Source organism: Citrobacter rodentium NBRC 105723 = DSM 16636 (assembly GCF_021278985.1).
Lineage (GTDB): Bacteria > Pseudomonadota > Gammaproteobacteria > Enterobacterales > Enterobacteriaceae > Citrobacter_A > Citrobacter_A rodentium.
In genome coordinates this window covers 2,368,956-2,395,195 of sequence record NZ_CP082833.1, presented here as the reverse complement: position 1 = coordinate 2,395,195, position 26,240 = coordinate 2,368,956, and the positions used below count along the sequence as shown (strand labels likewise).

Annotated in this window: 21 protein-coding genes and 1 CRISPR repeat array; of the genes, 16 read left to right on the top strand and 5 right to left on the bottom strand. The window is 53.6% G+C overall.

Going from position 1 to position 26,240, the window contains the following annotated elements; all coding sequences use genetic code 11:
- The first annotated feature begins 1 nt into the window (after nt 1).
- Together eno and queE are read left to right on the top strand one after the other, a co-directional pair.
- Complete coding sequence (gene eno / locus K7R23_RS11360) at nt 2-1,300, top strand: phosphopyruvate hydratase (protein WP_012907154.1); 1,299 nt, start codon at nt 2-4, stop codon at nt 1,298-1,300.
- A gap of 289 nt (nt 1,301-1,589) precedes the next feature.
- A CRISPR array of direct repeats spans nt 1,590-2,533; the repeat unit is 29 nt; unit sequence GTGTTCCCCGCGCCAGCGGGGATAAACCG.
- A gap of 124 nt (nt 2,534-2,657) precedes the next feature.
- Nucleotides 2,658-3,329, top strand: a complete 672-nt coding sequence (gene queE / locus K7R23_RS11355) for a 7-carboxy-7-deazaguanine synthase QueE (protein ID WP_012907155.1) — start codon at nt 2,658-2,660, stop codon at nt 3,327-3,329.
- Between the two features lie 35 nt (nt 3,330-3,364).
- Here the strand turns inward: queE and K7R23_RS11350 are convergent, their stop codons facing one another.
- A complete protein-coding gene (locus K7R23_RS11350) occupies nt 3,365-4,753 on the bottom strand; it encodes an MFS transporter (protein ID WP_012907156.1) in 1,389 nt (462 codons plus the stop codon).
- A 26-nt stretch (nt 4,754-4,779) separates the two neighbouring features.
- Nucleotides 4,780-5,949: a M20 aminoacylase family protein gene (locus K7R23_RS11345; RefSeq protein ID WP_024132856.1), complete on the bottom strand. Its 1,170-nt coding sequence runs from the start codon at nt 5,947-5,949 to the stop codon at nt 4,780-4,782.
- Between the two features lie 166 nt (nt 5,950-6,115).
- On the opposite strand from K7R23_RS11345, the gene K7R23_RS11340 reads away from it, so the two are divergent.
- Entirely contained in the window at nt 6,116-8,446 is a 2,331-nt protein-coding gene (locus tag K7R23_RS11340) for a helix-turn-helix transcriptional regulator (RefSeq protein ID WP_012907158.1), read from the top strand.
- 6 nt (nt 8,447-8,452) lie between these two features.
- Here K7R23_RS11340 and queD read toward each other — a convergent pair whose 3' ends face one another.
- A complete protein-coding gene (gene queD / locus K7R23_RS11335) occupies nt 8,453-8,818 on the bottom strand; it encodes a 6-carboxytetrahydropterin synthase QueD (protein WP_148222097.1) in 366 nt (121 codons plus the stop codon).
- 300 nt (nt 8,819-9,118) lie between these two features.
- Here queD and cysJ point away from each other — a divergent pair, with 300 nt between their 5' ends.
- From cysJ to cas2e, 11 genes are all read left to right on the top strand, one after another.
- Entirely contained in the window at nt 9,119-10,918 is a 1,800-nt protein-coding gene (gene cysJ / locus K7R23_RS11330; protein WP_012907160.1) for an NADPH-dependent assimilatory sulfite reductase flavoprotein subunit, read from the top strand.
- Nucleotides 10,918-12,630: an assimilatory sulfite reductase (NADPH) hemoprotein subunit gene (gene cysI, locus K7R23_RS11325; RefSeq protein WP_012907161.1), complete on the top strand. Its 1,713-nt coding sequence runs from the start codon at nt 10,918-10,920 to the stop codon at nt 12,628-12,630. The genes cysJ and cysI overlap by 1 nt, the downstream gene beginning before the upstream one ends.
- Before the next feature lie 99 nt (nt 12,631-12,729).
- The gene (cysH, locus tag K7R23_RS11320) at nt 12,730-13,464 is read left to right on the top strand and encodes a phosphoadenosine phosphosulfate reductase (protein ID WP_012907162.1); all 735 of its coding nucleotides are present in this window, start codon (nt 12,730-12,732) and stop codon (nt 13,462-13,464) included.
- 199 nt (nt 13,465-13,663) lie between these two features.
- Nucleotides 13,664-16,312: a CRISPR-associated helicase/endonuclease Cas3 gene (locus tag K7R23_RS11315; RefSeq protein ID WP_024132857.1), complete on the top strand. Its 2,649-nt coding sequence runs from the start codon at nt 13,664-13,666 to the stop codon at nt 16,310-16,312.
- Between the two features lie 495 nt (nt 16,313-16,807).
- The gene (gene casA, locus K7R23_RS11310) at nt 16,808-18,367 is read left to right on the top strand and encodes a type I-E CRISPR-associated protein Cse1/CasA (RefSeq protein WP_012907164.1); all 1,560 of its coding nucleotides are present in this window, start codon (nt 16,808-16,810) and stop codon (nt 18,365-18,367) included.
- A complete protein-coding gene (gene casB / locus K7R23_RS11305; RefSeq protein WP_012907165.1) occupies nt 18,364-18,900 on the top strand; it encodes a type I-E CRISPR-associated protein Cse2/CasB in 537 nt (178 codons plus the stop codon). The genes casA and casB overlap by 4 nt, the downstream gene beginning before the upstream one ends.
- A 13-nt stretch (nt 18,901-18,913) precedes the next feature.
- Nucleotides 18,914-19,969: a type I-E CRISPR-associated protein Cas7/Cse4/CasC gene (cas7e, locus tag K7R23_RS11300; protein WP_024132858.1), complete on the top strand. Its 1,056-nt coding sequence runs from the start codon at nt 18,914-18,916 to the stop codon at nt 19,967-19,969.
- Between the two features lie 10 nt (nt 19,970-19,979).
- A complete protein-coding gene (cas5e, locus tag K7R23_RS11295) occupies nt 19,980-20,726 on the top strand; it encodes a type I-E CRISPR-associated protein Cas5/CasD (RefSeq protein ID WP_012907167.1) in 747 nt (248 codons plus the stop codon).
- The gene (gene cas6e, locus K7R23_RS11290; protein WP_012907168.1) at nt 20,708-21,358 is read left to right on the top strand and encodes a type I-E CRISPR-associated protein Cas6/Cse3/CasE; all 651 of its coding nucleotides are present in this window, start codon (nt 20,708-20,710) and stop codon (nt 21,356-21,358) included. Before cas5e ends, cas6e begins: the two co-directional genes overlap by 19 nt.
- Entirely contained in the window at nt 21,355-22,278 is a 924-nt protein-coding gene (gene cas1e / locus K7R23_RS11285; RefSeq protein WP_012907169.1) for a type I-E CRISPR-associated endonuclease Cas1e, read from the top strand. Before cas6e ends, cas1e begins: the two co-directional genes overlap by 4 nt.
- Nucleotides 22,275-22,559: a type I-E CRISPR-associated endoribonuclease Cas2e gene (gene cas2e / locus K7R23_RS11280; protein ID WP_024132859.1), complete on the top strand. Its 285-nt coding sequence runs from the start codon at nt 22,275-22,277 to the stop codon at nt 22,557-22,559. The genes cas1e and cas2e overlap by 4 nt, the downstream gene beginning before the upstream one ends.
- Nucleotides 22,560-23,197: 638 nt before the next feature.
- On the opposite strand, the gene K7R23_RS11275 is transcribed toward cas2e, so the two are convergent.
- On the bottom strand, nt 23,198-23,623 hold the full coding sequence (locus K7R23_RS11275; protein ID WP_012907171.1) for a hypothetical protein: 426 nt from the start codon (nt 23,621-23,623) through the stop codon (nt 23,198-23,200).
- A 22-nt stretch (nt 23,624-23,645) separates the two neighbouring features.
- Between K7R23_RS11275 and K7R23_RS11270 the strand changes: the two genes are divergently transcribed.
- Nucleotides 23,646-23,927: a DUF5339 domain-containing protein gene (locus tag K7R23_RS11270; RefSeq protein ID WP_012907172.1), complete on the top strand. Its 282-nt coding sequence runs from the start codon at nt 23,646-23,648 to the stop codon at nt 23,925-23,927.
- 89 nt (nt 23,928-24,016) lie between these two features.
- On the opposite strand, the gene K7R23_RS11265 is transcribed toward K7R23_RS11270, so the two are convergent.
- Nucleotides 24,017-25,054: an aminopeptidase gene (locus K7R23_RS11265; protein WP_012907173.1), complete on the bottom strand. Its 1,038-nt coding sequence runs from the start codon at nt 25,052-25,054 to the stop codon at nt 24,017-24,019.
- Between the two features lie 277 nt (nt 25,055-25,331).
- Here K7R23_RS11265 and cysD point away from each other — a divergent pair, with 277 nt between their 5' ends.
- Nucleotides 25,332-26,240 carry a sulfate adenylyltransferase subunit CysD gene (cysD, locus tag K7R23_RS11260; protein ID WP_012907174.1) on the top strand — a complete coding sequence of 303 codons (909 nt, stop codon included), beginning with the start codon at nt 25,332-25,334 and terminating at the stop codon, nt 26,238-26,240.

The window sequence follows — 26,240 nt, the reverse complement described above, 5'->3', positions numbered from 1 at the left end:
AATGTCCAAAATCGTTAAAGTCATCGGTCGTGAAATCATCGACTCCCGTGGTAACCCGACTGTTGAAGCCGAAGTACACCTGGAAGGTGGTTTCGTTGGTATGGCAGCTGCCCCGTCAGGTGCTTCTACTGGTTCCCGCGAAGCGCTGGAACTGCGCGATGGCGACAAATCCCGTTTCCTGGGTAAAGGCGTAACCAAAGCTGTTGGCGCGGTTAACGGTCCGATTGCTCAGGCTATCGTTGGCAAAGATGCCAAAGATCAGGCTGGTATCGACAAGATCATGATCGATCTGGACGGTACTGAAAACAAATCCAACTTCGGTGCGAACGCTATCCTGGCTGTGTCTCTGGCTAACGCCAAAGCTGCCGCTGCTGCGAAAGGCATGCCGCTGTACGAGCACATCGCTGAACTGAACGGTACTCCGGGCAAATACTCCATGCCGGTTCCGATGATGAACATCATCAACGGCGGTGAGCACGCTGACAACAATGTCGACATCCAGGAATTCATGATTCAGCCGGTTGGCGCAAAAACTGTTAAAGAAGCCATCCGCATGGGTTCTGAAGTTTTCCATCACCTGGCAAAAGTGCTGAAAGGCAAAGGCATGAACACCGCTGTTGGTGACGAAGGCGGCTATGCGCCGAACCTGGGTTCTAACGCCGAAGCGCTGGCTGTTATCGCTGAAGCGGTAAAAGCGGCTGGCTACGAGCTGGGCAAAGACATCACTCTGGCGATGGACTGCGCAGCATCTGAATTCTACAAAGACGGTAAATACGTTCTGGCTGGCGAAGGCAACAAAGCGTTCACCTCTGAAGAGTTCACTCACTTCCTGGAAGAGCTGACCAAACAGTACCCGATCGTCTCTATCGAAGATGGTCTGGACGAGTCTGACTGGGACGGCTTCGCTTACCAGACTAAAGTACTGGGCGACAAAATCCAGCTGGTGGGCGACGACCTGTTCGTAACCAACACCAAAATCCTGAAAGAAGGTATCGAGAAAGGCATCGCTAACTCCATCCTGATCAAATTCAACCAGATCGGTTCTCTGACCGAAACTCTGGCTGCAATCAAGATGGCGAAAGACGCTGGCTACACTGCCGTTATCTCTCACCGTTCTGGCGAAACTGAAGACGCGACCATCGCTGACCTGGCTGTTGGTACTGCTGCGGGCCAGATCAAAACCGGTTCTATGAGCCGTTCTGACCGCGTTGCTAAATACAACCAGCTGATTCGTATCGAAGAAGCGCTGGGTGAAAAAGCGCCGTACAACGGTCGTAAAGAGATCAAAGGTCAGGCGTAATCCTGTACTTTCGTTCTGATATAAAAACCCGCTTCGGCGGGTTTTTTGCTTTATATCATCCAGTGATTTTGACCCCGGTCGTTCTGTCTCGATCGTGAATTGAAATTTTCAATGGTGCGATAATCATCACACTGTTTTGGTAGATTTGAAGAAAGAATAGCTACCATCTTCTTTATCTTATTAAAATCAACAGATTAGTTGCTCTTTAAAAATGACTATTTGTAAGGATTAAGTTGGTAGAATGTTGTATTGATAGAAATTGCTTTATAAACAGTTGGTTGTATTTAGTGTGTTCCCCGCGCCAGCGGGGATAAACGGGACTCTAACGCACTCAATCCACTTAATCCCAGGTGTTCCCCGCGCCAGCGGGGATAAACGGAAACCACTGTAACCGCCTTCTAAGCGGTTTGCGTGTTCCCCGCGCCAGCGGGGATAAACCGTCATTCCGGCGCACCAACTGGAATTGCTGGAAGTGTTCCCCGCGCCAGCGGGGATAAACCGTAATAAACAAAAATCAACGCATCCTGGTGGCAGTGTTCCCCGCGCCAGCGGGGATAAACCGCAGCTGGCAAGAACAAAATCGACTGGAGCGACGTGTTCCCCGCGCCAGCGGGGATAAACCGTTTCGGTGCCGGAATGACGTGTGAGCGTATTTGTGTTCCCCGCGCCAGCGGGGATAAACCGATCTGTTTATAGCTGGCTATAAAATTTATAAAGTGTTCCCCGCGCCAGCGGGGATAAACCGTGGAAACGAACACCGCAGGGGTACGTGATTACGTGTTCCCCGCGCCAGCGGGGATAAACCGACTACGGTTGATTTATAAGAGCTACCATCCGGGTGTTCCCCGCGCCAGCGGGGATAAACCGTACGCGACATGTATTTTTTGCCGTGTTTCATGGTGTTCCCCGCGCCAGCGGGGATAAACCGTTCATGGGGGGTCACGACCCAGCCGCCCAGCTGTGTTCCCCGCGCCAGCGGGGATAAACCGTACCCCATTCAATACGGGCGATGCTGAATAGTGTGTTCCCCGCGGCAGCGGGGATAAACCGTTAATAGCTGAAACAGGTAAACTCAACCGCGAGTGTTCCCCGCGGCAGCGGGGATAAACCGGCGTAAACCCAGGGCTCGGCTTTTTTGTGAGTGTGTTCCCCGCGTCAGCGGGGATAAACCGCCATTATCGAACGCCGCGCTGAACTCGCTGATGTGTTCCCCGCGCTAGCGGGGATAAACCGACGCAACCATCATTGTTGCTGAGCACCACAATGTGTTCCTCGCGAGAGCGGGAAACACCGTAGTTTTGCCTGGCTATCTGCGATCTGCGATAATGCGCCCTCATAACCCCAGACAGAGACGATTATGCAGTACCCGATTAACGAGATGTTCCAGACCCTGCAAGGTGAAGGTTATTTCACCGGCGTCCCCGCCATTTTTATCCGTTTACAGGGATGCCCGGTTGGCTGTGCCTGGTGCGATACCAAACACACCTGGGATAAGCTTGAGGATCGGGAAGTCTCCCTGTTCAGCATCCTGGCGAAAACCAAAGAGAGTGATAAGTGGGGAGCGGCGAGCAGCGAAGATCTGCTGGCGGTAATCAATCGTCAGGGATATACCGCGCGTCATGTGGTGATTACCGGCGGCGAACCCTGCATCCACGATTTAATGCCGCTTACTGCGTTGCTGGAAAAAAACGGCTTCAGCTGCCAGATCGAAACCAGCGGTACCCATGAGGTGCGCTGTACGCCGAATACCTGGGTGACGGTATCTCCAAAAGTGAATATGCGTGGCGGCTATGACATCCTGTCTCAGGCGCTGGAGCGCGCCAATGAAATCAAACATCCGGTCGGTCGGGTGCGCGATATCGAAGCGCTGGATGAACTGCTGGCGACACTGAGCGACGACAAACCGCGGGTAATTGCGCTGCAACCGATCAGTCAGAAAGAAGACGCGACGCGTCTGTGCATAGAAACCTGCATCGCGCGCAACTGGCGCTTGTCGATGCAGACGCATAAATACCTCAATATCGCCTGATCGCGCATGGCCCCTTTTATCCGGGGCCTTTTTGTTTAACGGTTTCCCGGCAACAACGCCCAACTGACCAGCGCGGAGCTGAGGCAGATGGCGCTATTAAACAGCAGCGCATACTGCGCCGCACTGGCCATTCCCAGCGGCAGAAGCAGCGCGTACAGCGACGCCGTGACGGCAATGCCCATCGCTCCGCCGAGTGAGCTGCCCATCTTGTAAATGCCCGACGCCACGCCTACCTTACTTTCCGGGCTATTCATTACCGCAGTATCCGTCGAAGGCGTCGCGTAGCAGCCCAGCCCCAGCCCAAACAGTACGTTGCTGAAAAAGACCGTCACGATATAGACCTCTTTACTCAGGAACGTACAGGAGATAAAGGTAATGCCGATGGCGGTCAGTACCGGTCCGGTCAACATCGGCAGGCGTGCGCCGTAACGCTGCAACAGCTTCTCGCCGACCCTGATCATGGAAAGAACGGTAACCAGATAGCCCAGCGTCATCATACCGGTTTGCAGCGGAGAGAGATGATGGCCCTGTTGCAGCCAGATACTGGCAATCATCATCGTGCCTATACAGCCATTCAGCATAAAATTGGAGAGTACCGCCGCGCTGTAGGCCCGGTTTTTAAACAGCGCGAAATCAATAAGCGCCGCGTCGCCCTTACGCAGGCCTGTTGCGATAAAGCCGATCGCCGCCAGCGCCGCCAGTCCCAGCACCGACAGCGACAGACCGCTGTTCCATCCCCAGCCGTGCCCCTTACTGATAAACAGATTGAGCATCACCAGCATGGTGACAAAACTCACCAGGCCGGTGACATCAAGTTTATGCTGCTGCGCCTCTGCGCTACGGCTTTCCGGGGTGTTGCGGATGAGTATAAACGCCACCAGCGCCACCAGGATGGAGAAGGCGAAAATCCAGCGCCAGCCAAGGCTGGTGGCAATCGCTCCGCCGACAAACGAACTTAAGCCGCTGCCGCCCCACGATCCAATCACCCAGAAGCTAATCGCGCGCTGGCGCGCTTTACCTTCATACCAGGTTTTAATCAGCGCCAGCGTGGCGGGCATAATACACGCCGCCGACAGCCCCTGAATGGCCCGGCCAGCCAGAAACAGCGCCGGACCCTGCGCCAGCATCAGCAGGGCGCTGCCGGTCACGCTGAGCAGCAGGCCGATTAACGTCAGGCGAACGCGGCCAAACTTATCGGCCAGGCCGCCGCTGGCGACGACAAAACAGCCGCTAAATAATGCGCTGAGGCTTACCGCCAGAGTGAGGGTTTCAAGAGAGATATCGAGGCTACTTTTCATTGCCGGTACGACATTAATGACCGACTGGGCGAACAGCCAGAACGTCAGTACGCTTAATACAATGCCTGCCAGCAGGCGATCGTTACCGGCATAGGTCCGGGTGCCAGTCAGGGGAACGGTACTCATTTTGCAGCCCTCCGGTTATGCGGGGATCAACGCAGATAATGTTCGGTCAGAGCGCTCCACAGCGCTGCGCCGGTGATCAGGATCTTGTCGTTAAAGTCATAGCCGGGGTTATGCACCATACAGCGGTCCGCTTCGTCGCCAGCGCCAATAGTGAAATAACAGCCGTCAGGGTTTTTCTCGAGCATGAACGCAAAGTCTTCGCTGCCCATAAAGGCGTCGATAGAGGCGACAGACTCCGCTCCAAAGAGATCGGTTGCCACACTGCGCACCATATCGTTAGCCGCCGGACTGTTAAACAGCACCGGACTGCCGTTGACATGGCGCAGGGTGGCAGTGGCGTTAAAGCTTTCCGCCTGGGCGGTAGCAATATCGTGGATGCGCTGCAGTACGGTCTGGCGCACTTTTTCATTGAGCGTGCGGACGGTCAGCTTCATCAACACATTATCATTGATGATGTTGGGCGCATGGCCTGCCTGAATACTACCTACTGTGACCACGGCGGGTTCAAACGGCGTGATATTGCGTGACACGATGGACTGTAAGGCCAGGACGATATGGCACGCCACCAGCGTGGCATCAACGGTATGCTCTGGCACCGCGCCGTGGCCACCAACTCCCTTCACTTCAATATGAATCGTGTCGGAGGAGGCCATCATGGCGCCGTCGCGCAAACCGATAACCCCGAGCTTCTGCTTTGGCATATTGTGCAGGCCGAAAATATGGTCGCAGGGGAAGGTGTCGAACAGACCGTCTTCTAACATGACCCGTCCGCCGTACAGTAACTCTTCCGCCGGCTGAAAAATCAGGTGCAGCGTGCCGTTAAAGTTGCGGGTACGGGCAAGGTACTCCGCTGCGTACAGTAGCGTGGTGGTATGACCGTCATGGCCGCAGCCGTGGAATTTCCCCTCGACGGTACTGCTCCACGCTTTACCGCTGTTCTCCTGCATCGGCAGGGCATCCATATCGGCGCGCAGACCGAGGCGTTTACTGCCATTACCGACCTTTAATGTGCCGACCACGCCGGTTTTCGCCAGCCCCTGATGTACTTCATAACCCCATTCGCGAAGTAAACGAGCGACGTGTTCGCTGGTCTGCTGCTCCTCAAATCCTGTTTCCGGATGCTGATGAAAATGACGGCGTAGCTCAATGAACCGGGCTTCGGTGTGCCGGAGCGCTTCAACAATCGGATGTGTCATTTTTGTTATCCTTTTTTTGCCTGACGATGTTAATGTCGAGTTTATGATGGGCGCGCATCCAGAAATTGCGCTTTTTTGTTGTGAAGCGACGTATTTTTTCTGATTATTTTCCATACAATTCGGTTATGACAAAAAAGAGCGGTTATTATTTGTCTTCGGGGGACGTGTGGAGCAACGCGGCAGCGAATTTCAGGTGACGGTAGAGGACATCCGCCAGCTTCAGCAGGAGGAGAGCGATGCGCTGACGCTGTTGTGGATTCTGGAAGGCCGCGCTGAACTGATCACCGATGAGGGACGCGAAACGCTGGCGGCAAATAACCTGGCGATCGTGAACCGCCACCGGAGCTGGCAGATCACCAGCGAGACAGCCAATGCCACGCTGCGGGTGGTGCTTTCCGGACGCTGGCTGCTGCAACTCTGCGAAACCTTTTTTGCCCACGACTATCGTGTTCCGGCTGAAGCAGACGGCGTCTGGCCGCAGTGCGACGAGCTGCGTCGTCTGCTGCGACAGCTACTGGTGGCGACGCTGATTAACGACAGGCAGCGCTACCGGCTGGAAGCCAACCGCTGGCTGAGCGAAATTCTGTTGCTTCTGACGAGTCGGTTTCACTATCCTGCCCGGCCCGATTACCGGCAAAGCAGCCCTGGCTGGAGTAAGCGCATCGCCCGGGTGGTGGAGCGGATCCACGCTGGTTACACCCGGCGCATTTCCCTTGCCGAGATCGCCCAGGCGGAATTTGTCTCTGAAGCCTGGCTCTCCCGTCTCTTTCGTAAAGAGGTGGGCATCAGTTTTATGCAGTATATCAATACGCTGCGACTGGAAAAGGCGGCTGACGCCCTGCGTCTGACCAACCGTTCGCTGCACCAGATCGCGCTTGAACACGGGTTTGCCAGCACCCGCATGATGAGCGATCTGTTTCGTCGCCACCACCAGATGACGCCGCGGGAGTTTCGCCAGCAAAAGCGGCCTGTCGCCGATGCTCCTCGTACCCGGCTGGATGCGCCGCCGCAGCGTTACCCCGTTGCGGCGGATAAGTTGTTCAGGCTGCTGAACGAGCCTGAGCCGCGCGGTTGGGAGCCATCGCCGTTAACGATGCATTCGCTGCAGGAACGGGTTATTGATTTACAAAGCATCAACGCGCACGCCCCTGCGCTGCGTCACACCCGCGTTATTATCACCCTGCGCGAACTTGACGATTTATTGCGGGAAGATGTCCGCCGTGAGCTCGACAGGCTCCATGAACAGATCCCTCTTTACGGTATAGATATTGCTGAACCGTTCCTCAGCAGCCGCCTGTTCGCCAGCGGATGGGACGATCCTTTGATGGCGGGCTATGCCTGCTGGTATAACCTGCATCAGCTTTTTACCTGGCTTGCGCAGAAGGGCTGGACGGTGCTTCTGCACACCGGCTTAACCACCCGTTGCGATCTGCTGGCGCGTTTTTTACGCCAGTCGGTGAACCATTTTTCTGCGCAGGTTACCGCGGGCTGGCAATTTGTTTTGCACTGGTCGCCGCAGGCCAGCGATGAGGCGCGCGAGCAGGCCTGGCAGACCCAGCGCGCATTGTTGCGCACCTGGCTGCCACGGGCGCGGTTTGGCGTCTGGTATCGCTTTTCGCCCGATGAGTTTGCGCACGGTGATGAGGCGTTTCTCAGTTCATCCATTCTCCAGCAGGCCGACTTCCTCGCCTGTCCGGCTGATGCTAACGAGCTACTCGATCCGACACAGCTCGATCCGGCGCATCTGTCATCATCAGAAAATTACCCGGTGCAGAGGACCCGCCAGATCCTGGCGCAGCTTCGCCAGCGGCAGCTCTCGCTGCCCATGTGGCTACTCGCCTGGAATACCCTGACGGGGAACACCCGGGCGACGAACGGCTGGTTTTTTCGCGCGGCGCTGTTAATGCAGAATCTGCTCGGGCTGTCTGGTCAGGTCTGGCTTGCCGGATTCTGGCTTAATTCTGGCCTGCAGGGCGAAGCCCGGTCGAACAAAACGATCGATACCTCGAGCCTGGCGCTGCAGTATAACCACGGCCTGCCCAGGCCTATCTACTGGGTGCTGTGGCTATGGAGACGGCTGCGCGGCGAAGTGCTGGTGAATGATAAACATCTACTGCTGTTACGCCAGCAAAACGGGTATCAGCTGCTGCTAAGCAATACGGTGGTATATAACCCGTTGCTGTCGAGTGAACAGGCGTTTATCCAGCGTTTTCGCCAGCAGTATCGCGTCCATCTGCAGGGTATCAGCGGTCGGTGGCGCATCAAAAGCCATCTGTACGATCGCCACAACGGGGCGCTGTTCCCGCTAATGGAAGGCTTTCGCAGCGAAAGCGGCCCCGATGAAGAGGTGTGGCGCTGGCTGAGGCATAAAGCGCGTCCAACGCTTACGGTGCGCGATGAACGACTTCAGGAGGGGTGGCAGATAACGGAATCGCTTGAGAGCAACGCGCTGGTACTGTATGAGCTTACGCCGCTTACCGCCAGCGAAGACGAGTAGCTTCGTTTATTCGCCGCGATAGACGCAGCCCGCCGTACACGTCTCTTTCACCATCACCGCGCTCAGCAAAGGCATGGTCGGTTTGACTTCGTCCCAAATCCACTTCGCCAGCACTTCGCTGGTGGGATTAGACAGGCCGGGGATCTCGTTCAGATAATGGTGATCCAGGCGATCGTATGTTGGCTTAAACGCCGCCTTCAGCTCCGCGAAATCAATAATCCAGCCCGTGTGCGGATCAACTTCACCGGTGATCTCAAGGCGCACCATAAAAGAGTGTCCGTGCAGGCGGCCACATTTATGTCCTTCCGGAACGTGAGGCAGGCGGTGGGCGGCTTCGAAGGTGAAATCTTTAAACAGGGTGGTGGTCATCATAAATTCTCAGTCAGGCAAAAACCGCCGTAGGGTACAGGAAAGTACAATTTTTATCATTACCTAAAACGGCTCAACGCCGCCCATTATGTCATTGATACGATAAATGGAAAATAATATTATATATTTCAGTTGGTTATTTAATCGTTTTTGTCGTTATGAACTATAGCTAAAACAGGTTAGTCCATTTAGTTATTTGATATTTCCAAGCCTTCTTTGTTGTTATTATTCCCGCCGTTAACCTTACCCTCAGTTTGGGTTTTACCGCTTAAATCCGCTTTGCTTACTGGAACATAACGACGCATGACGACACAGGCCCCACCTTCCGCTTTGCTTCCGCTGAACCCGGAGCAGCTGGCACGCCTCCAGGCGGCCACCACCGACTTCACGCCCACGCAGCTTGCCTGGGTTTCTGGCTATTTCTGGGGCATGCTGAATCAGCAGCCAGGCGTAGCCGCTGCGACGCCAGCGCCAGTGGCGGAGATGCCGGGCATCACCCTGATCTCCGCCTCGCAAACCGGCAACGCGCGCCGCGTGGCGGAAGCGCTGCGCGATGATTTACTTGCGGCGAAGCTCAGCGTCACGCTGGTGAACGCTGGCGACTATAAATTCAAGCAGATCGCCAGTGAGAAGCTGCTGGTGGTGGTAACCTCCACGCAGGGGGAAGGGGAGCCGCCGGAAGAAGCCGTCGCGTTGCATAAGTTCCTGTTCTCTAAAAAAGCGCCGAAGCTGGAAAACACCGCCTTTGCGGTGTTCGGTCTTGGCGATACGTCGTATGAGTTCTTCTGTCAGGCCGGGAAAGATTTCGACAGCAAGCTGGCGGAGCTGGGCGGCGAACGTCTGCTGGATCGCGTCGATGCCGATGTCGAATACCAGGCCGCCGCCGCAGAGTGGCGCGCGCGGGTGGTTGAGGCGCTGAAAGCGCGCGCACCGGTTGCGCCTTCCGTTCAGACGGCGGCAACCGGCGCCGTCAACGAAATCCACTCCAGTCCGTACACTAAGGAAGCGCCGCTCAGCGCGTCGCTCGCGGTAAATCAAAAAATTACCGGCCGAGATTCTGAAAAAGACGTGCGCCATATTGAGATCGATCTTGGCGATTCCGGCCTGCGCTACCAGCCGGGCGATGCGCTGGGCGTCTGGTATCAGAACGATCCGGCGCTGGTGAAAGAGATTGTCGAACTGGCCTGGCTGAAAGGCGATGAGCCGGTGACGGTTGACGGGAAAACGCTACCGCTGTCTGAAGCGCTACAGTTGCACTTCGAACTGACCGTCAACACTGCCAATATCGTGGAAAATTATGCCACCCTGACGCGCAGTGAATCGCTGCTGCCGCTGGTGGGCGATAAAGCGCAGTTGCAGCACTACGCGGCGACGACGCCCATCGTTGATATGCTGCGTTTCTCGCCGGCACAGCTGGATGCAGAAGCGTTAATCGGCCTGCTGCGTCCGCTCACGCCGCGCCTGTACTCTATCGCCTCGTCGCAGGCGGAAGTGGACAGCGAAGTGCATATCACCGTCGGCGCGGTGCGTTACGAAGTGGAAGGCCGCGCCCGCGCTGGCGGCGCCTCCAGCTTCCTCGCCGATCGTGTCGAAGAGGACGGCGAAGTACGGGTATTTATTGAACATAACGATAATTTCCGTCTGCCGGAGAACCCGCAAACGCCGGTGATCATGATTGGTCCTGGCACCGGCATCGCGCCGTTCCGCGCCTTTATGCAGCAGCGCGCGGCGGATGAAGCGCCGGGGAAAAACTGGCTGTTCTTTGGCAATCCGCACTTTACTGAAGATTTTCTCTATCAGGTGGAGTGGCAGCGCTATGTCAAAGAGGGGGTCCTCACCCGTATCGATCTCGCCTGGTCACGCGATCAAAAAGAAAAAATTTACGTACAAGACAAACTGCGCGAACAGGGCGCGGAGCTGTGGCGCTGGATCAACGACGGCGCGCACATTTATGTCTGTGGTGACGCTAATCGCATGGCGAAAGACGTCGAGCAGGCGCTGCTGGAAGTGATTGCTGAATTCGGCGGTATGGAAGTCGAAGCAGCGGATGAATTTTTAAGTGAGCTGCGCGTTGAGCGCCGTTATCAGCGAGATGTCTACTAATGAGCGAAAAACATCCAGGGCCACTGGTGGTCGAAGGTAAACTGTCCGACGCCGAGCGCATGAAGCTGGAAAGCAACTATCTGCGCGGCACTATTGCTGAAGATCTGAATGACGGTCTCACCGGCGGGTTTAAAGGCGATAACTTTCTGCTGATCCGTTTTCACGGCATGTATCAGCAGGATGACCGCGATATTCGCGCCGAGCGCGCCGAGCAGAAGCTGGAGCCGCGTCATGCGATGCTGCTGCGCTGCCGTCTGCCGGGCGGGGTGATCACCACGCAACAGTGGCAGGCGATTGATAAGTTTGCGGGTGAAAACACGATTTACGGCAGCATTCGCCTGACTAACCGCCAGACGTTCCAGTTCCACGGCATTCTGAAGAAAAACGTCAAGCCGGTACACCAGATGCTGCACTCCGTTGGGCTGGACGCGCTGGCGACCGCCAACGACATGAACCGTAACGTGCTGTGCACCTCGAATCCGTATGAATCCGAGCTGCACGCGGAAGCATACGAATGGGCGAAGAAAATTTCTGAGCATCTGCTGCCGCGCACCCGCGCCTATGCGGAGATCTGGCTTGATCAGGAGAAAGTGGCGACGACGGATGAAGAACCGATCCTCGGCCAGACCTATCTGCCGCGCAAGTTCAAAACCACGGTGGTGATCCCGCCGCAGAACGACATCGATCTGCACGCCAACGATATGAACTTTGTAGCGGTAGCGGAAAACGGCAGGCTGGTAGGCTTTAACCTGCTGGTCGGCGGCGGTCTGTCTATTGAGCACGGCAACAAAAAAACCTACGCCCGCACCGCGAGTGAGTTTGGCTATCTGCCGCTGGAGCACACTCTGGCGGTGGCGGAAGCGGTGGTGACGACGCAGCGCGACTGGGGCAACCGCACCGACCGCAAAAACGCCAAAACCAAATATACCCTTGAACGCGTCGGTATTGAGACGTTTAAGGCGGAAGTTGAACGCAGGGCGGGGATCACATTCGAGCCGATTCGGCCTTATGAATTTACCGGGCGCGGCGATCGCATCGGCTGGGTGAAAGGTATCGATAATAAATGGCATCTGACGCTGTTTATTGAGAATGGCCGCATTCTTGATTATCCGGGCCGTCCGCTGAAAACCGGTCTGCTGGAGATTGCGAAGATCCACCAGGGCGAGTTCCGTATTACCGCCAACCAGAACCTGATCGTTGCTGGCGTGCCGGAGAGCGAGAAAGCGAAGATAGAGAAGATCGCCCGGGAGAGCGGCCTGATGAACGCCGTGACCCCGCAGCGGGAAAACTCTATGGCCTGCGTCTCGTTCCCGACCTGTCCATTGGCGATGGCGGAAGCCGAACGTTTCCTGCCGACGTTTATCGACAAGATCGATACGCTGATGGCAAAACATGGCGTGAGCGATGAGCATATCGTGATGCGCGTGACGGGCTGTCCGAACGGCTGCGGCCGCGCCATGCTGGCGGAAGTTGGCCTGGTCGGTAAGGCGCCGGGGCGTTACAACCTGCATCTGGGCGGTAATCGTATCGGGACGCGTATCCCCCGGATGTTTAAAGAGAACATCACTGAACCGGAAATTCTGGCGTCGCTGGATGAACTGATTGGGCGCTGGGCGAAAGAGCGCGAAGCGGGTGAAGGCTTCGGCGACTTTACGGTGCGTGCGGGCATTATTCGCCCGGTGCTCGACCCGGCGCGGGATTTCTGGGAGTAACCCATCCTTTGCCCGGTGGCGCTTCGCTTACCGGGCCTACGGGTTTTGTAGGCCGGGCAAACGCAGTACCGCCCGGCAAAACAGGCAAACGAGGTTCTTATGTCCGTACTCGATCTTAACGCCCTTAATGAATTGCCAAAAGTCGACCGCGTTATGGCGCTGGCTGAAACCAATAGCCAACTGGAGAAGCTGAACGCCGAAGGGCGCGTGGCATGGGCGCTGGAAAATCTGCCCGGTGAATATGTGCTGTCGTCCAGCTTCGGCATTCAGGCGGCGGTCAGCCTGCATCTGGTGAATCAGGTCCGTCCGGATATTCCGGTGATTCTTACCGACACCGGCTATCTGTTCCCGGAAACCTACCGTTTTATCGACGAGTTAACGGACAGGCTCAACCTGAATCTGAAGGTTTACCGTGCAACCGAAAGCGCCGCCTGGCAGGAGGCGCGCTACGGTAAGCTGTGGGAGCAGGGCGTTGAGGGCATTGAGAAATATAATGAAATCAACAAAGTCGAGCCGATGAACCGCGCGTTAAAAGAGCTGAACGCGCAAACCTGGTTTGCCGGACTGCGCCGCGAACAGTCCGGCAGTCGCGCACATCTGCCGGTGCTGGCCATCCAGCGCGGGGTGTTTAAAGTGCTGCCGATTATCGACTGGGATAACCGTACGGTTTATCAGTACCTGCAAAAGCACGGGCTGAAATACCATCCGTTATGGGATGAAGGCTATCTTTCCGTTGGTGATACGCATACTACCCGCAAATGGGAACCGGGAATGGCGGAAGAAGAAACCCGCTTCTTTGGCCTGAAGCGTGAATGCGGATTGCATGAGGGGTGATGGCAGAGAATATTTCACTTTAGGATCCCGGTTATTCCGGGATTTTTAATTTTAACGCCAGGAATAAGTATTTTTTATTATATTAACGCCCAGTATATTCATATCAGAAATCATCATAATTTGTTGATTGAAATCACAAAATTTCTGGCCTGATTCCGTAATTATACGTCAGTATAATTTCCCGTCAGGTAGAGAATTTGTGTCGATATTTAATTTTTGGGGCAAAACCCGCCAGGGAGAAAAAGATGGCGGTGATGATTACCATTTATTGTGCTGGCATTCACTGGACGTAGCGGCGGTAGGCTATTGGATGGTGAAAAATAATATCTATGGGCTGGCCGATCATTTTCGGCGGTTGGGTATGACGGATATTGAACAGGCCGCACAGTTTTTTGCCTGGTTATTATGCTGGCATGATACAGGTAAATTTGCCAGTTCGTTTCAACAGCTTTACAGCCATCCGGATCTGAACGTTCCTGCCGGACGGCGACAAAACTATGAAAAAATCTCTCATACGACGCTTGGCTACTGGTTATGGAATACCTGGTTAAGCGACTGTCCTGAATTATTTCCGCACTCGACGCTGACTCCCCGCAAACTGAAGCGAGTCATTGCGATGTGGATGCCGCTAACAACCGGGCATCACGGGCGACCACCAGACGGCGTACAAGAACTCGACAACTTCCTTCCGCAGGATAAAGAGGCGGCGCGCGAATTTCTTGCCAGCGCCAAAGCGCTGTTTCCGCAGATAGTGATTCCGTCATGCTGGGATGAGGATGATGGCATCGCGTTATTTCAGCAACTCTCGTGGCTCATTTCGGCGGCTGTAGTGCTGGCTGACTGGAGCGGCTCGTCTACCCGCTTTTTCCCGCGCATCGCCAGTAAGATGCCTGTCGAAACATACTGGCAGCAGGCGCTGGAGAAAGCGAAAGCGGCGCTTGCCATTTTCCCGCCTTCTTCTGGGGTGGCCCCTTTTTCGGGTGTTAACACGTTATTTCCTTTTATCCGGCAGCCCACGCCCTTACAGCAAAAAGTCCTGACGCTCGATATTCATGATGCAGGGGCGCAGTTATTTATCCTGGAAGACGTCACGGGGGCCGGAAAAACGGAGGCTGCGCTGATCCTTACGCACCGCTTAATGGCTGCCGGAAAAGCAAAAGGGCTGTTTTTTGGTCTGCCGACAATGGCGACGGCGAACGCGATGTTTGATCGGCTGGCGCAAAGCTGGCAGGCGCTCTACCAGCCCGGCTCTCGCCCCAGTCTGGTTCTGGCGCACAGTGCGCGTGGCCTGATGGACAGGTTTAATCAATCAATCTGGTCCGCTGATTTGATCGGTGCCGGGGAGCCGGATGAGCGCCAGGGCTGCGCCGCCTGGTTCGCCGACAGTAATAAGAAGGCGTTGCTGGCTGAAGTTGGCGTGGGCACGCTCGATCAGGCGATGATGGCAGTAATGCCGTTTAAGCATAACAATCTGCGCCTGCTGGGGCTGAGTAATAAAATCCTGCTGGCGGATGAAATACATGCTTACGACGCCTATATGTCGCGGATCCTTGAAAGCCTGATCGAAAATCAGGCTCGCAACGGCAACACCACCATACTTCTCTCCGCCACGCTCTCACAGCAGCAGCGTGACCGCCTGGTAGCCGCTTTTGCTCGTGGCAGAGGGAGCCATATCGAAGCACCGCTGTTAGGTCATGGCGATTATCCCTGGCTAACGCAGGTTACTGGTACAGGCGTCGTTTCCCGCCATGTCGCGACCCGTAAAGAGGTTGAACGTTGCGTCAAAGTCGGTTGGCTGTATAGCGAACAATCCTGTATCGAACGCATTGAACAGGCAGCGAGTGAAGGGCAATGCATCGCATGGATACGAAACTCGGTTGACGATGCGATACGAGTTTATCGCCAGCTTATCGCCAGAGGTGTGATAGCTGCTGAAAATATCTCGTTATTTCACAGTCGGTTTGCCTTTTATGACCGGCAAAGGATTGAGACGGAAACGCTGTCGCGATTTGGTAAAAGTGAGAGTACGCAGCGGGCGGGAAAAGTACTTATCTGCACTCAAGTAATTGAAAGTTCAGTAGATATTGATATGGATGCCATGATCTCTGATTTGGCGCCAGTGGATCTGCTTATCCAGCGGGCCGGGCGATTGCAGCGCCATATCCGTGACCGTAACGGTCAACTGAAAAATAGCGGACAGGATGAACGTGATGCGCCGGAGCTACTGGTGCTTGCGCCTGAATGGGATGAGGCGCCGCAGGAAGACTGGTTTTCTTGTGCTATGCGTAATAGCGCTTATGTCTATCCCGATCATGGTCGCCTGTGGCTCACGCAGCGTGTCCTGCGTGAACAGGGCGCAATCCGGATGCCGCAATCCGCCCGATTATTAATTGAGTCGGTCTACGGTGAAAGCGTCGTCATGCCTGTCGGATTTGCAGAAACTGAACAGAAGCAGGAAGGAAAATATTATTGCGATCGAGCATTTGCTACGCAAATGCTACTTAACTTTGCCGCAGGTTATAGCTCTGAAAATAGTCATTACCTGTCAGAAACGCTCTCCACTCGGCTGGCGGAAGAATCCGTCACGCTGTGGCTGGCCAAAATTGTCGATGGCGTGGTGATGCCTTATGCCCTAAGCGAGCATCCGTGGGAGATGAGCGTAGTGCGGGTGCGCCAGAGCTGGTGGGGAAAACATAAAGGCGAGTTTGAGCTTTTAGAGGGTGAAGCGCTGCAAAATTGGTGCGCTGAACACTACCAGGATAAGGATTTTACCTATGTGATTATCGTGACGGATTCAGCCGGGTGCGGCTATTCGGCAAATGAGGGATTGATTGGTAAGGGTGATTAGATTGCCCGGAGCCAGATGGCTCCGGGGCTTATCCCCGCTGGCGCGAGGAACGGGACCATTGTAATCAGACAGTTGTCTTTCACCACTGGTTTATCCCCTTCCTGGAAGGGGAATGTGTCAAGTTTAACAGGTTAATAGACTGGTAGGTTTGTTTTTTCATAAATTCTCTTTAACCACCATCCGACATATTGAACCTTGTTACGAGAGGATGTATTATCACCCATAATTCATGTGGGTTAGGCTCCAGAGCCTCTCCATAAGAAGAGATGCCCTGAAGCCTAATCATGCTTGGCGGTATTGATAATACTTGCAGGGTTTGGTTGTTATCAATAGAAAGGTTTTATATGCAAGAAGAATCAACCAGATTTAAATGCCTGTTTCTCCGGATGATGGTTCGTCTGGGGAAAAAACTATCAATTAGTTTCCAGCTCTCACTTCACTAATACGTTAAGGGAATATTGGCGCCATGGATGGCCCATCAGATAAGGAAAAAGCATGTTTCCTGTAAATTTGATTTTTTGTCAATGGCTGCCCGTTCGTTTCAAAAATGGCGCCACGGGTAAACTGGCGCCTGTCGATCTGGCGGATGAAAATGTGGTGGATATTGCCGCTACGCGAGCTGATTTACAGGGGGCTGCCTGGCAGTTTCTGTTGGGGTTATTGCAAAGCAGCATTGCGCCGAAAAACTATAGTCGCTGGGAGGATATCTGGGAAGAGGGGTTGACAGGGGAGATGTTGCATAAAGCCCTGGCACCGCTGGGGCATGCCTTTCACTTCGGCGCGGAGTCGCCGAGTTTTATGCAGGATTTTGAACCGTTAGCCGGTGAAAAAGTTTCAATAGCCTCTCTGCTGCCGGAAATTCCCGGCGCGCAAACCATCAAATTCAATAAAGATCATTTTATTAAACGCGGGGTAACGGAACGGCTTTGTCCGCACTGCGCAGCGCTGGCGTTATTTTCCTTGCAGCTCAATGCCCCCTCTGGCGGCAAAGGTTATCGCACCGGCCTGCGCGGCGGCGGACCGCTGACCACTCTGATTGAATTGCAGGAGTACAAGGGCGAACGGCAAACGCCGCTCTGGCGCAAACTGTGGCTCAACGTGATGCCGCAGGATACCGCGGATCTGCCTTTGCCTGCTGTCTGTGATGCGTCTGTTTTTCCGTGGCTTGCCGCGACGCGAACCAGCGAACCGCCTGCAAATACTGTTACCACGCCGGAGCAGGTCAATAAACTGCAAATGTACTGGGGAATGCCGCGCCGCATCCGCCTGGATTTTGCGACTACGCAGACAGGACTCTGTGATATTTGTGGTGTGGAGAGCGATGCGCTGCTTGGCTTTATGACCGTCAAGAATTATGGCGTTAACTACGATGGCTGGCGGCATCCACTCACCCCCTATCGCGCGCCTGTGAAAGATAAGAGCGGGTTCTTTTCCGTCAAACTTCAGCCCGGCGGACTTATCTGGCGAGACTGGCTGGGGTTAAACCAGAAAAATTCAACGGAAGCGAATGAGGAATATCCGGCGCAGGTCGTCAACGTGTTTAATGCGCATAAGCTTGCTGGCGTCAAAGCTGGACTATGGGGATTTGGGGCGGATTTCGACAATATGAAGATTCGCTGCTGGTATGAGCATCACTTCCCATTGCTTATGACGGAAAATCTGCTCTCCGATCTGCGTAAGGCCGTACAAACCGCAGCCCGTCTCCTCAGCCTGCTACGCAGTGCATTGAAGGAAGCATGGTTCGCCAGTGCAAAAGATGCGCGAGGCGACTTCAGTTTCATCGATATCGATTTCTGGAACCTGACGCAGGGGCGCTTTCTTCATCTGATTCACGATCTGGAGACAGGGCAGAAGCCGGATGAAAGGCTGAATCAATGGCAAAGAGAGCTTTGGCTATTTACGCGTCGCTACTTCGATGACCGCGCTTTTACCAATCCTTACGAGAATAACGACCTGCAGCGCATTATGGCGGCGCGCAGAAAATATTTTACGACATCGGCGGAAAAGCAAAGCGCAAAAGCCGCCAGGGAAAAAAAGCAGGAGGCTGCTGAATGAGTATTGTGCAAGAGGATCATAAAGCCACGCTGCGCAAATGGCATGAGGAGTTACAGGAGAAGCGTGGTGCGCGCGCCAGTCTGCGACGTAGTACGACGCTAAACGACGCCTGTCTTTCTGAAGGCTTCCGCTCCCTGTTGATGCGGACGCATACGCTGTGGAAAAGAGAAGGCCAGGAGTGGCGTTTTACCGCCTTGGCGCTGACGGCGGCGCTGGCGGCACATGTTAAATCAATAGATGAGCGTCAAACATTCGCCTCGCAGCTCAGCGGCGTTATGTCGGATCTGCGTTTTTCCCGGCTTTGTGCGGTAAAGACGCCGGATGAGCTATTAAGGCAACTGCGACGAGCAGTGAAGTTGTTAAATGGCTCGGTCAATTTGATTTCACTGGCGGAAGATATTTTCCGCTGGTGTCAGGAACAGGATGATTTACTGAAACATCAACGCCGTCAACAGCGGCCAACTGAATTTATCCGTATCCGCTGGGCGCTGGACTTTTACCAGGCAGGCGATGCTGATAACGACAATGATTAACAGGGATATTCACATGACAACGTTTATTCAACTCCATTTATTAACCGCTTACCCCGCAGCTAATCTGAATCGTGATGATACCGGTGCGCCTAAAACTGTCGTACTCGGCGGCACAACGCGTCTGCGTATTTCCTCTCAGAGTCTGAAACGCGCATGGCGCACCTCCGAGCTGTTTGAGCAGGCGCTGGCCGGGAATATTGGTATCCGCAGCGGACGTATTGCGCGTGAAGCCGCAGAAATCCTTATTAAAAGTGGTATTGACGAGAAAAAAGCGGTTGCGTATGTAGAAGCCATCGCCAGGTGCTTTGGCAAAGTGAAGGCGGATAAAAAAGCGAAAGAGCCGTTAACTAACAGCGAAACCGAACAGCTTGTGCATATCAGCCCTGCTGAATTTGATGCCGTAAAAGCGCTGGCGCACCGGCTGGCGGAAGAAAAGCGTGCGCCGAAAGAAGAAGAACTGGCTCTGTTACGTCACGATCGCATGGCCGTCGATATCGCCATGTTTGGTCGCATGCTGGCGGATAAACCTGAATTTAATGTGGAAGCAGCCTGCCAGGTAGCACACGCGTTTGGCGTAAGTGAAACCATCGTTGAAGATGATTTCTTTACCGCCGTCGATGACTTACGCGCCAACTCTGACGATGCGGGTGCGGGTCATCTTGGCTATACAGGATTTGGATCGGCGCTCTTCTATACCTATATCTGCATCAATAAAGATTTGCTGATAAAAAATCTGAACGGCAATGTTGATCTTGCAAATCAAACATTGCGGGCGTTTACCGAGGCCGCACTAAAAGTTTCTCCGACGGGCAAGCAAAATAGTTTCGCCAGCCGTGCTTACGCTTGTTGGGCGATGGCGGAAAAAGGCACCGATCAGCCACGTTCTCTCGCGGCGGCATTCTATAAACCTATTGTCGGTTCGGATCATCTGAACGTGGCGGTACAGCGCGTCACCGAGCTTCGGGAAAACATGAACGCCGTTTACGAACAGCAGACCGAATTCGTGGGCTTTAATGTCATGAATAAAGAAGGAAGCATAAAGGACGTGCTGGAATTTATCTGCGCGTAAGGAGCGGCTAATGAACCACTATCTGGTTTTTCAGCTTCATGGGCCGATGGCTTCATGGGGTGTTGATGCCCCAGGCGAAGTTCGCCACACCCATGAATTGCCGTCACGTTCTGCGCTATTAGGGCTTCTGGCTGCCGCGCTTGGCATTGAACGTGATGATGAAGCCCGGCTGAAGGCCTTTAATCGTCATTATACATTCTTACTGTGCGCCAGTGAGGGGCCCCGCTGGGCGAGAGATTATCACACCGTTCAGATGCCGAAAGAGGTTCGTAAAGCGCGGTACTTCAGCCGCCGTGAAGAATTACAGGATCCGGACTTGCTGAGTGCGCTGATCTCCCGACGCGACTATTACAGCGATGCGTGGTGGATGGTCGCGATGGCCTCAACATCAGGGGCGCCTTATTCTCTGGAGCAACTCCAGGAAGCGCTCAGGCATCCTGTTTTTACACTTTATGCGGGACGAAAAAGCCATCCTCTGGCATTACCGCTTTTGCCATTGCTCCTTCAGGGTAATGCCCCGGATGTGTTAAACAGCGCCTGGCGGCAGTATCAGGATAAACTCAAAGGCCTCAATATTCGGTTACCCAGATTGCAACCAACATGCTGGTGGGAGGGGGAACATGAAGGTCTGGTTGCCAATAAACTTCTGCGTCGCCGGGATGTGCCTTTATGTCGACAGCATTGGTTATTTGGTGAGCGTACCCTGAATCAGGGGCCCCTGTCTCTCAAGGAGGAAATGTGTACCTCTCAAGAATAACGTTACACACCAGCCAGTTATCGCCCTCACAACTGTTAAATATGGTAGAGCGTGGCGAATATGTCATGCATCAATGGCTCTGGGCGCTATTTCCGGACGAGCAGGAACGACAATATCTTTACCGTCGGGAGGAAGTACAGGGGGCATTTCGCTTTTTCGTTTTGTCTGCAAAACCACCTGTTTCGGACGACTTATTTCGCATTGAATGTCGTGCGTTTTCGCCTGAATTACGGGTCGGGCAACGATTACGCTTTAGTCTGCGTGCGAACCCGACCATTTGTAAAACAGGGAAACGTCACGATCTGTTGATGGATGCTAAGCGGCGGGCAAAAGCCTGCCCTGATGGAGAGACTATCTGGTTTCACCAGCAGCAGGCAGCGCAAAAATGGTTAGCCAGCCAGGGTGAGCAGCATGGATTTTCATTATCTGAAGTGAATGTTGATAGCTATCGACAGCAACAAATCATTCGTGGTAAATCCCGCCCGCCGATTCAGTTCAGTAGCGTGGATTATTCGGGCGTGCTGCAGATTAACGAACCGGATTTATTTCTCCAGCGTTTGATGCAGGGATATGGCAAAAGTCGTGCTTTTGGCTGTGGTTTGATGCTGATTAAGCCCGGAGACGGTGAGTGACGTTCGTTCCGTTGAGTCCGATCCCATTGAAGGATCGGACATCTATGATTTTTTTGCAGTATGGTCAGATTGACGTACTTGACGGCGCGTTTGTGTTGATCGACAAGACGGGCATACGCACCCATATTCCGGTTGGATCCGTCGCTTGCATTATGCTTGAGCCGGGAACCCGGGTTTCTCATGCAGCAGTAAGGCTGGCCTCAACGGTAGGGACGCTACTGGTTTGGGTGGGAGAGGCGGGTGTTCGCGTCTATGCTTCAGGCCAGCCCGGAGGCGCTCGCGCCGATAAATTGCTCTATCAGGCGAAGCTGGCGTTGGATGATGATTTACGGCTGAAGGTGGTGCGTAAAATGTATGAGTTACGTTTTCGTGAGCCGCCGCCTGCTCGCCGCTCAGTTGAGCAATTACGGGGAATTGAAGGTTCCCGCGTTCGTCAGACGTATGCGCTGCTGGCAAAACAATATGGCGTGAAATGGAATGGACGTCGTTATGATCCAAAGGACTGGGAAAAAGGTGACATTGTTAATCAATGCATTAGTGCGGCGACATCATGTCTTTATGGCATTACTGAAGCTGCGGTCTTAGCCGCAGGATATGCCCCGGCTATTGGTTTTATTCACAGCGGTAAGCCGCTTTCGTTTGTCTACGATATTGCCGACATTATCAAGTTTGAGTCAGTTGTCCCCAAAGCATTTGAAATCGCCTCCCGCCATCCGGCAGAATCTGATCGAGAAGTGCGGCTTGCCTGCCGGGATATTTTTCGTAGTAACAAACTTACCGGAAAATTGATTCCTTTGATTGAAGAGGTGCTATTAGCCGGTGAAATCGAGCCGCCGCAGCCCGCTCCGGATATGTTGCCCCCAGCGATACCAGAGCCGAAGCCGCTGGGGGATAACGGACATCGGGGACGTAGCGGATGAGCATGATGGTGGTTGTTACGGAAAATGTTCCTCCGCGTTTACGAGGGCGTCTTGCTATCTGGATGCTGGAAATTCGCGCTGGCGTTTATGTTGCAGATGTTTCGAAACGCATCCGGGAAATGATATGGCAGCAAGTCATTCAACTCGGTGGTGAGGGAAATGTTGTAATGGCATGGGCGACCAATACGGAGTCAGGTTTTGAATTTCAGACATGGGGTGAGAATCGTCGTATTCCCGTGGATTTGGATGGACTTCGTTTGGTCTCATTTCTTCCTGTTTAAAATCAAATAGTTGACTGATCTTTAAAAATGTGGATTTGTTGATTTTAAGTTGGTAGATTGTTGCCTTTGAAGAAAGTCTTTTAAAATCAGTCGGATATTTTTAGTAAGTTCCCCGCGCGAGCGGGGATAGACCGGAGTATGTTTAAACGTTTACTGGCGCGCCTGTAAGTTCCCCGCGCGAGCGGGGATAGACCGTCATATGTTGCCGCGTTTCCAGACGTCATGTTAAGTTCCCCGCGCGAGCGGGGATAGACCGTGTCGGATAATCCGCACTTTTTGGCGAATGACGTGTTCCCCGCATGAGCGGGGATAAACCGTATCGTTCCTTCGCGGATGTCGTCACGCAACAAAGTTCCCCGCACGAGGGGGATAAATCGGAAGGTGATGAAATTAATCAGCGCAAACTGGAAAGTTCCCCGCAGGAGCGGGGATAAACCGATATAGATAGCCATCAACAACACCGCTTGGACAAGTTCCCCGCGCGAGCGGGGATAAACCGGGGCAGACGTTTGCCCGCTGGATGTAGCTATTAAGTTCCCCGCGCCAGCGGGGATAAATCGGGCTAATAAGGGTGCCCGGCACATGACACAATTGTTTCTATATTGTACCCATTTTTACTATCATTTCTTATGCTTCAGTTATACTGGTATTAACCAGAGTCCACAGAAAACTGGAGAAGGGTAAAGCCAGATTTGCTCGTTGATGTAAGCTCTCTTTTTGGATTTCAGAGATATAATAATATTAGCAATAAAACTTCCGAGGAAAAACAATACGCCTGACATGTCGTAAGCCAGACCACCGTAACCTGCATTCCGGCTCTTAATGTAAAGCAATATCATGGCTGTGACGGGATAAAGCATCAGCAGCAACGTCAATAATATCTGTTTTTTTAAGCGCATTTCCCTTGCAGACATTACGCAAAATATAATAAACAGAAACAGCCTGCCTGAATACCTGTATCTACCCATAAAAAATGAAAAGTCCGAAAGCATAGACATGAGTTGTTTAATCGATAGCGTTGTTTTACCCTTCATAACGTGATTGCCGGAGGCAATCACGTCCATTTAAAACTGAGGGATAGAGCACATGAAAAAACTTATTTTTGTTGCGGCGCTGACTCTGGCGTCAGGTTCTTCTTTTGCAGCAATTACTGAGACTTGTCAGCAATATTTTAATGATGTGGATGCGCTGATCGTTGAGGCGTCTAAAACCAGCGAACAGGCTAAACAGCAGATGGAAGCCATGAAACCGCAGCTGGAGCAGGCTAAAGAACAGCTCGCGGCATTACCGGCGGAAAATCAGGATGCTGGCTGCAAACAGGGCGCGGCGGCGCTGGTACAAATGAAACAGTCGATGGGTATTAAATAAATCCTGGCAACAAGCGTAGTAAAAATACCGACAGATATAAATAAACAGCTTTCGCCGGATAAAGATTTTTCTTTATCCGGTTCTTACCCTTACTGCGCCTTCGCCAGCTCTTTTACCAACGGCAGCATAATTCGCATCACGTCGCGATTACGATGTTCAATACGCCCGGGCAGCGCTTTATCAATATGCTGTTGGTTATCCAGCCGGACGTCGTGCCAGCTATTTCCCGCCGGGAAAGAGGCCGTTTTCGTACGCTGCTGATAGCCATCCTTTTTGCCGAGATTCCAGTTGGTTGCCTCAACGGAAAGCACCGCAATGCCCGCTTTGTCGAATATCTCCGCGTCGTTACAGCAGCCGGTGCCTTTCGGATAATCCTTATTCAGACCGGGATTGGTGGCGGCGGCAATACCGTGACGGCGGGCAATGGCTAACGCCCGGTCGCGGGTTAATTTACGAACGGTTTCCGGGGTGCGTTGTCCGCTATTAAAGTACAGCTTATCGCCAACGATCAAATTATCGAGATTAATCACCAACAGGGTATTTTTCTTCTCTGTCGCACTCATCCGCCTGAGAAGGTTCTCGGCGCCGAGCCTGCCTTCTTCCTCGCCGCTGGTGGCGATAAAGCGTATGCCATACTCGGTTGGCACATCCTTCAGATGTTCCGCCAGTTCGAGCATCACGCCCAGCCCGGCGGCGTTATCATCCACGCCCTGCAGGGTCAGTCCGCCCAGATTCGCGTCGATATCGGCTTCGCTTTGCGGGGCGTAAGTATCCAGATGCGCCATGATGATAATTTGCTGCGGCGCTTTCCCCTCATGGGCGGCAATCACTGTGCTACCGGTGACGTTATGCCAGTTTTTACGGTTATCTTTGGTGGTAAAGATATATCGACTGTTGAACGTGCGGATATCGCTACGATAGCCCATCAGCTCAAACTGCTGGCGCAAATAGTCAGCGGACAGCATTTCTGCTGGCGAGCCCGTCATCCGTCCGGGAAACACGGTCGCGATGTGTCGGGTCTGAAGGGTCGCGAAATCGCCAGGTTTGAAAGACGTTGCCTGAACGGGAGCCATAAAGCATACGCCGAGCGCCAGCAGAGCAGAAAAATGGCGCGTTGCGGAAAACATAGTGAGTCCTTAAATAGCCAGCCGGGGGAAGCCCTGAATACAAAGCAAAAATTCTAATCCACGTAGTATGAAACCGTACCCCGACTAAAACAATTTCATTTGCTCTGAAATGCCAGAAAAAACGCCGGGTTAAGCACTTTTTGATATTTGCTTTCCCGAATCGTTATTCCTTTGAGGAACTACTCATTCCAATTCGTAATTTCATTCGTTCTCCTGCGCTCCCTATAGTCGGCATATCTGACGCGCTCGACAGTAGCGGTATTGTAAAGGAACGGCTATGGACCAAAAACGACTCACCCACCTGCGACAGCTGGAAGCGGAAAGCATCCATATTATTCGCGAGGTGGCAGCAGAATTTTCGAATCCGGTAATGCTCTATTCCATCGGCAAAGACTCCAGCGTCATGCTGCACCTGGCGCGTAAGGCGTTTTATCCGGGGACGCTGCCGTTCCCGCTGCTGCATGTCGATACCGGCTGGAAGTTCCGTGAAATGTACGCGTTTCGTGACCGTACCGCCAAAGCCTACGGCTGTGAGCTGCTGGTGCATAAAAATCCGGAAGGGGTGGCGATGGGGATTAACCCGTTTGTTCACGGCAGCGCCAAACATACCGACATCATGAAAACCGAAGGGCTGAAGCAGGCGCTGAACAAGTACGGCTTTGACGCCGCATTTGGCGGCGCGCGTCGCGATGAAGAAAAGTCGCGGGCCAAAGAGCGCATCTACTCCTTCCGTGACCGTTTTCACCGCTGGGACCCGAAAAACCAGCGCCCGGAGCTGTGGCACAACTATAACGGGCAGATTAATAAAGGCGAAAGCATCCGCGTTTTTCCGCTCTCTAACTGGACGGAACAGGATATCTGGCAGTACATCTGGCTGGAAAATATAGAGATTGTCCCGCTGTATCTGGCGGCTGAGCGTCCGGTGCTGGAGCGTGACGGCATGCTGATGATGATTGACGACGATCGCATTGACCTGCAGCCTGGCGAAGTGATCAAAAAACGGATGGTGCGTTTTCGCACCCTCGGCTGCTGGCCGCTGACCGGCGCGGTGGAGTCAAACGCGCAGACGCTGCCGGAAATTATTGAAGAGATGCTGGTTTCCACCACCAGTGAACGTCAGGGGCGCGTGATTGACCGCGATCAGGCAGGCTCAATGGAGCTGAAGAAACGTCAGGGGTATTTCTAA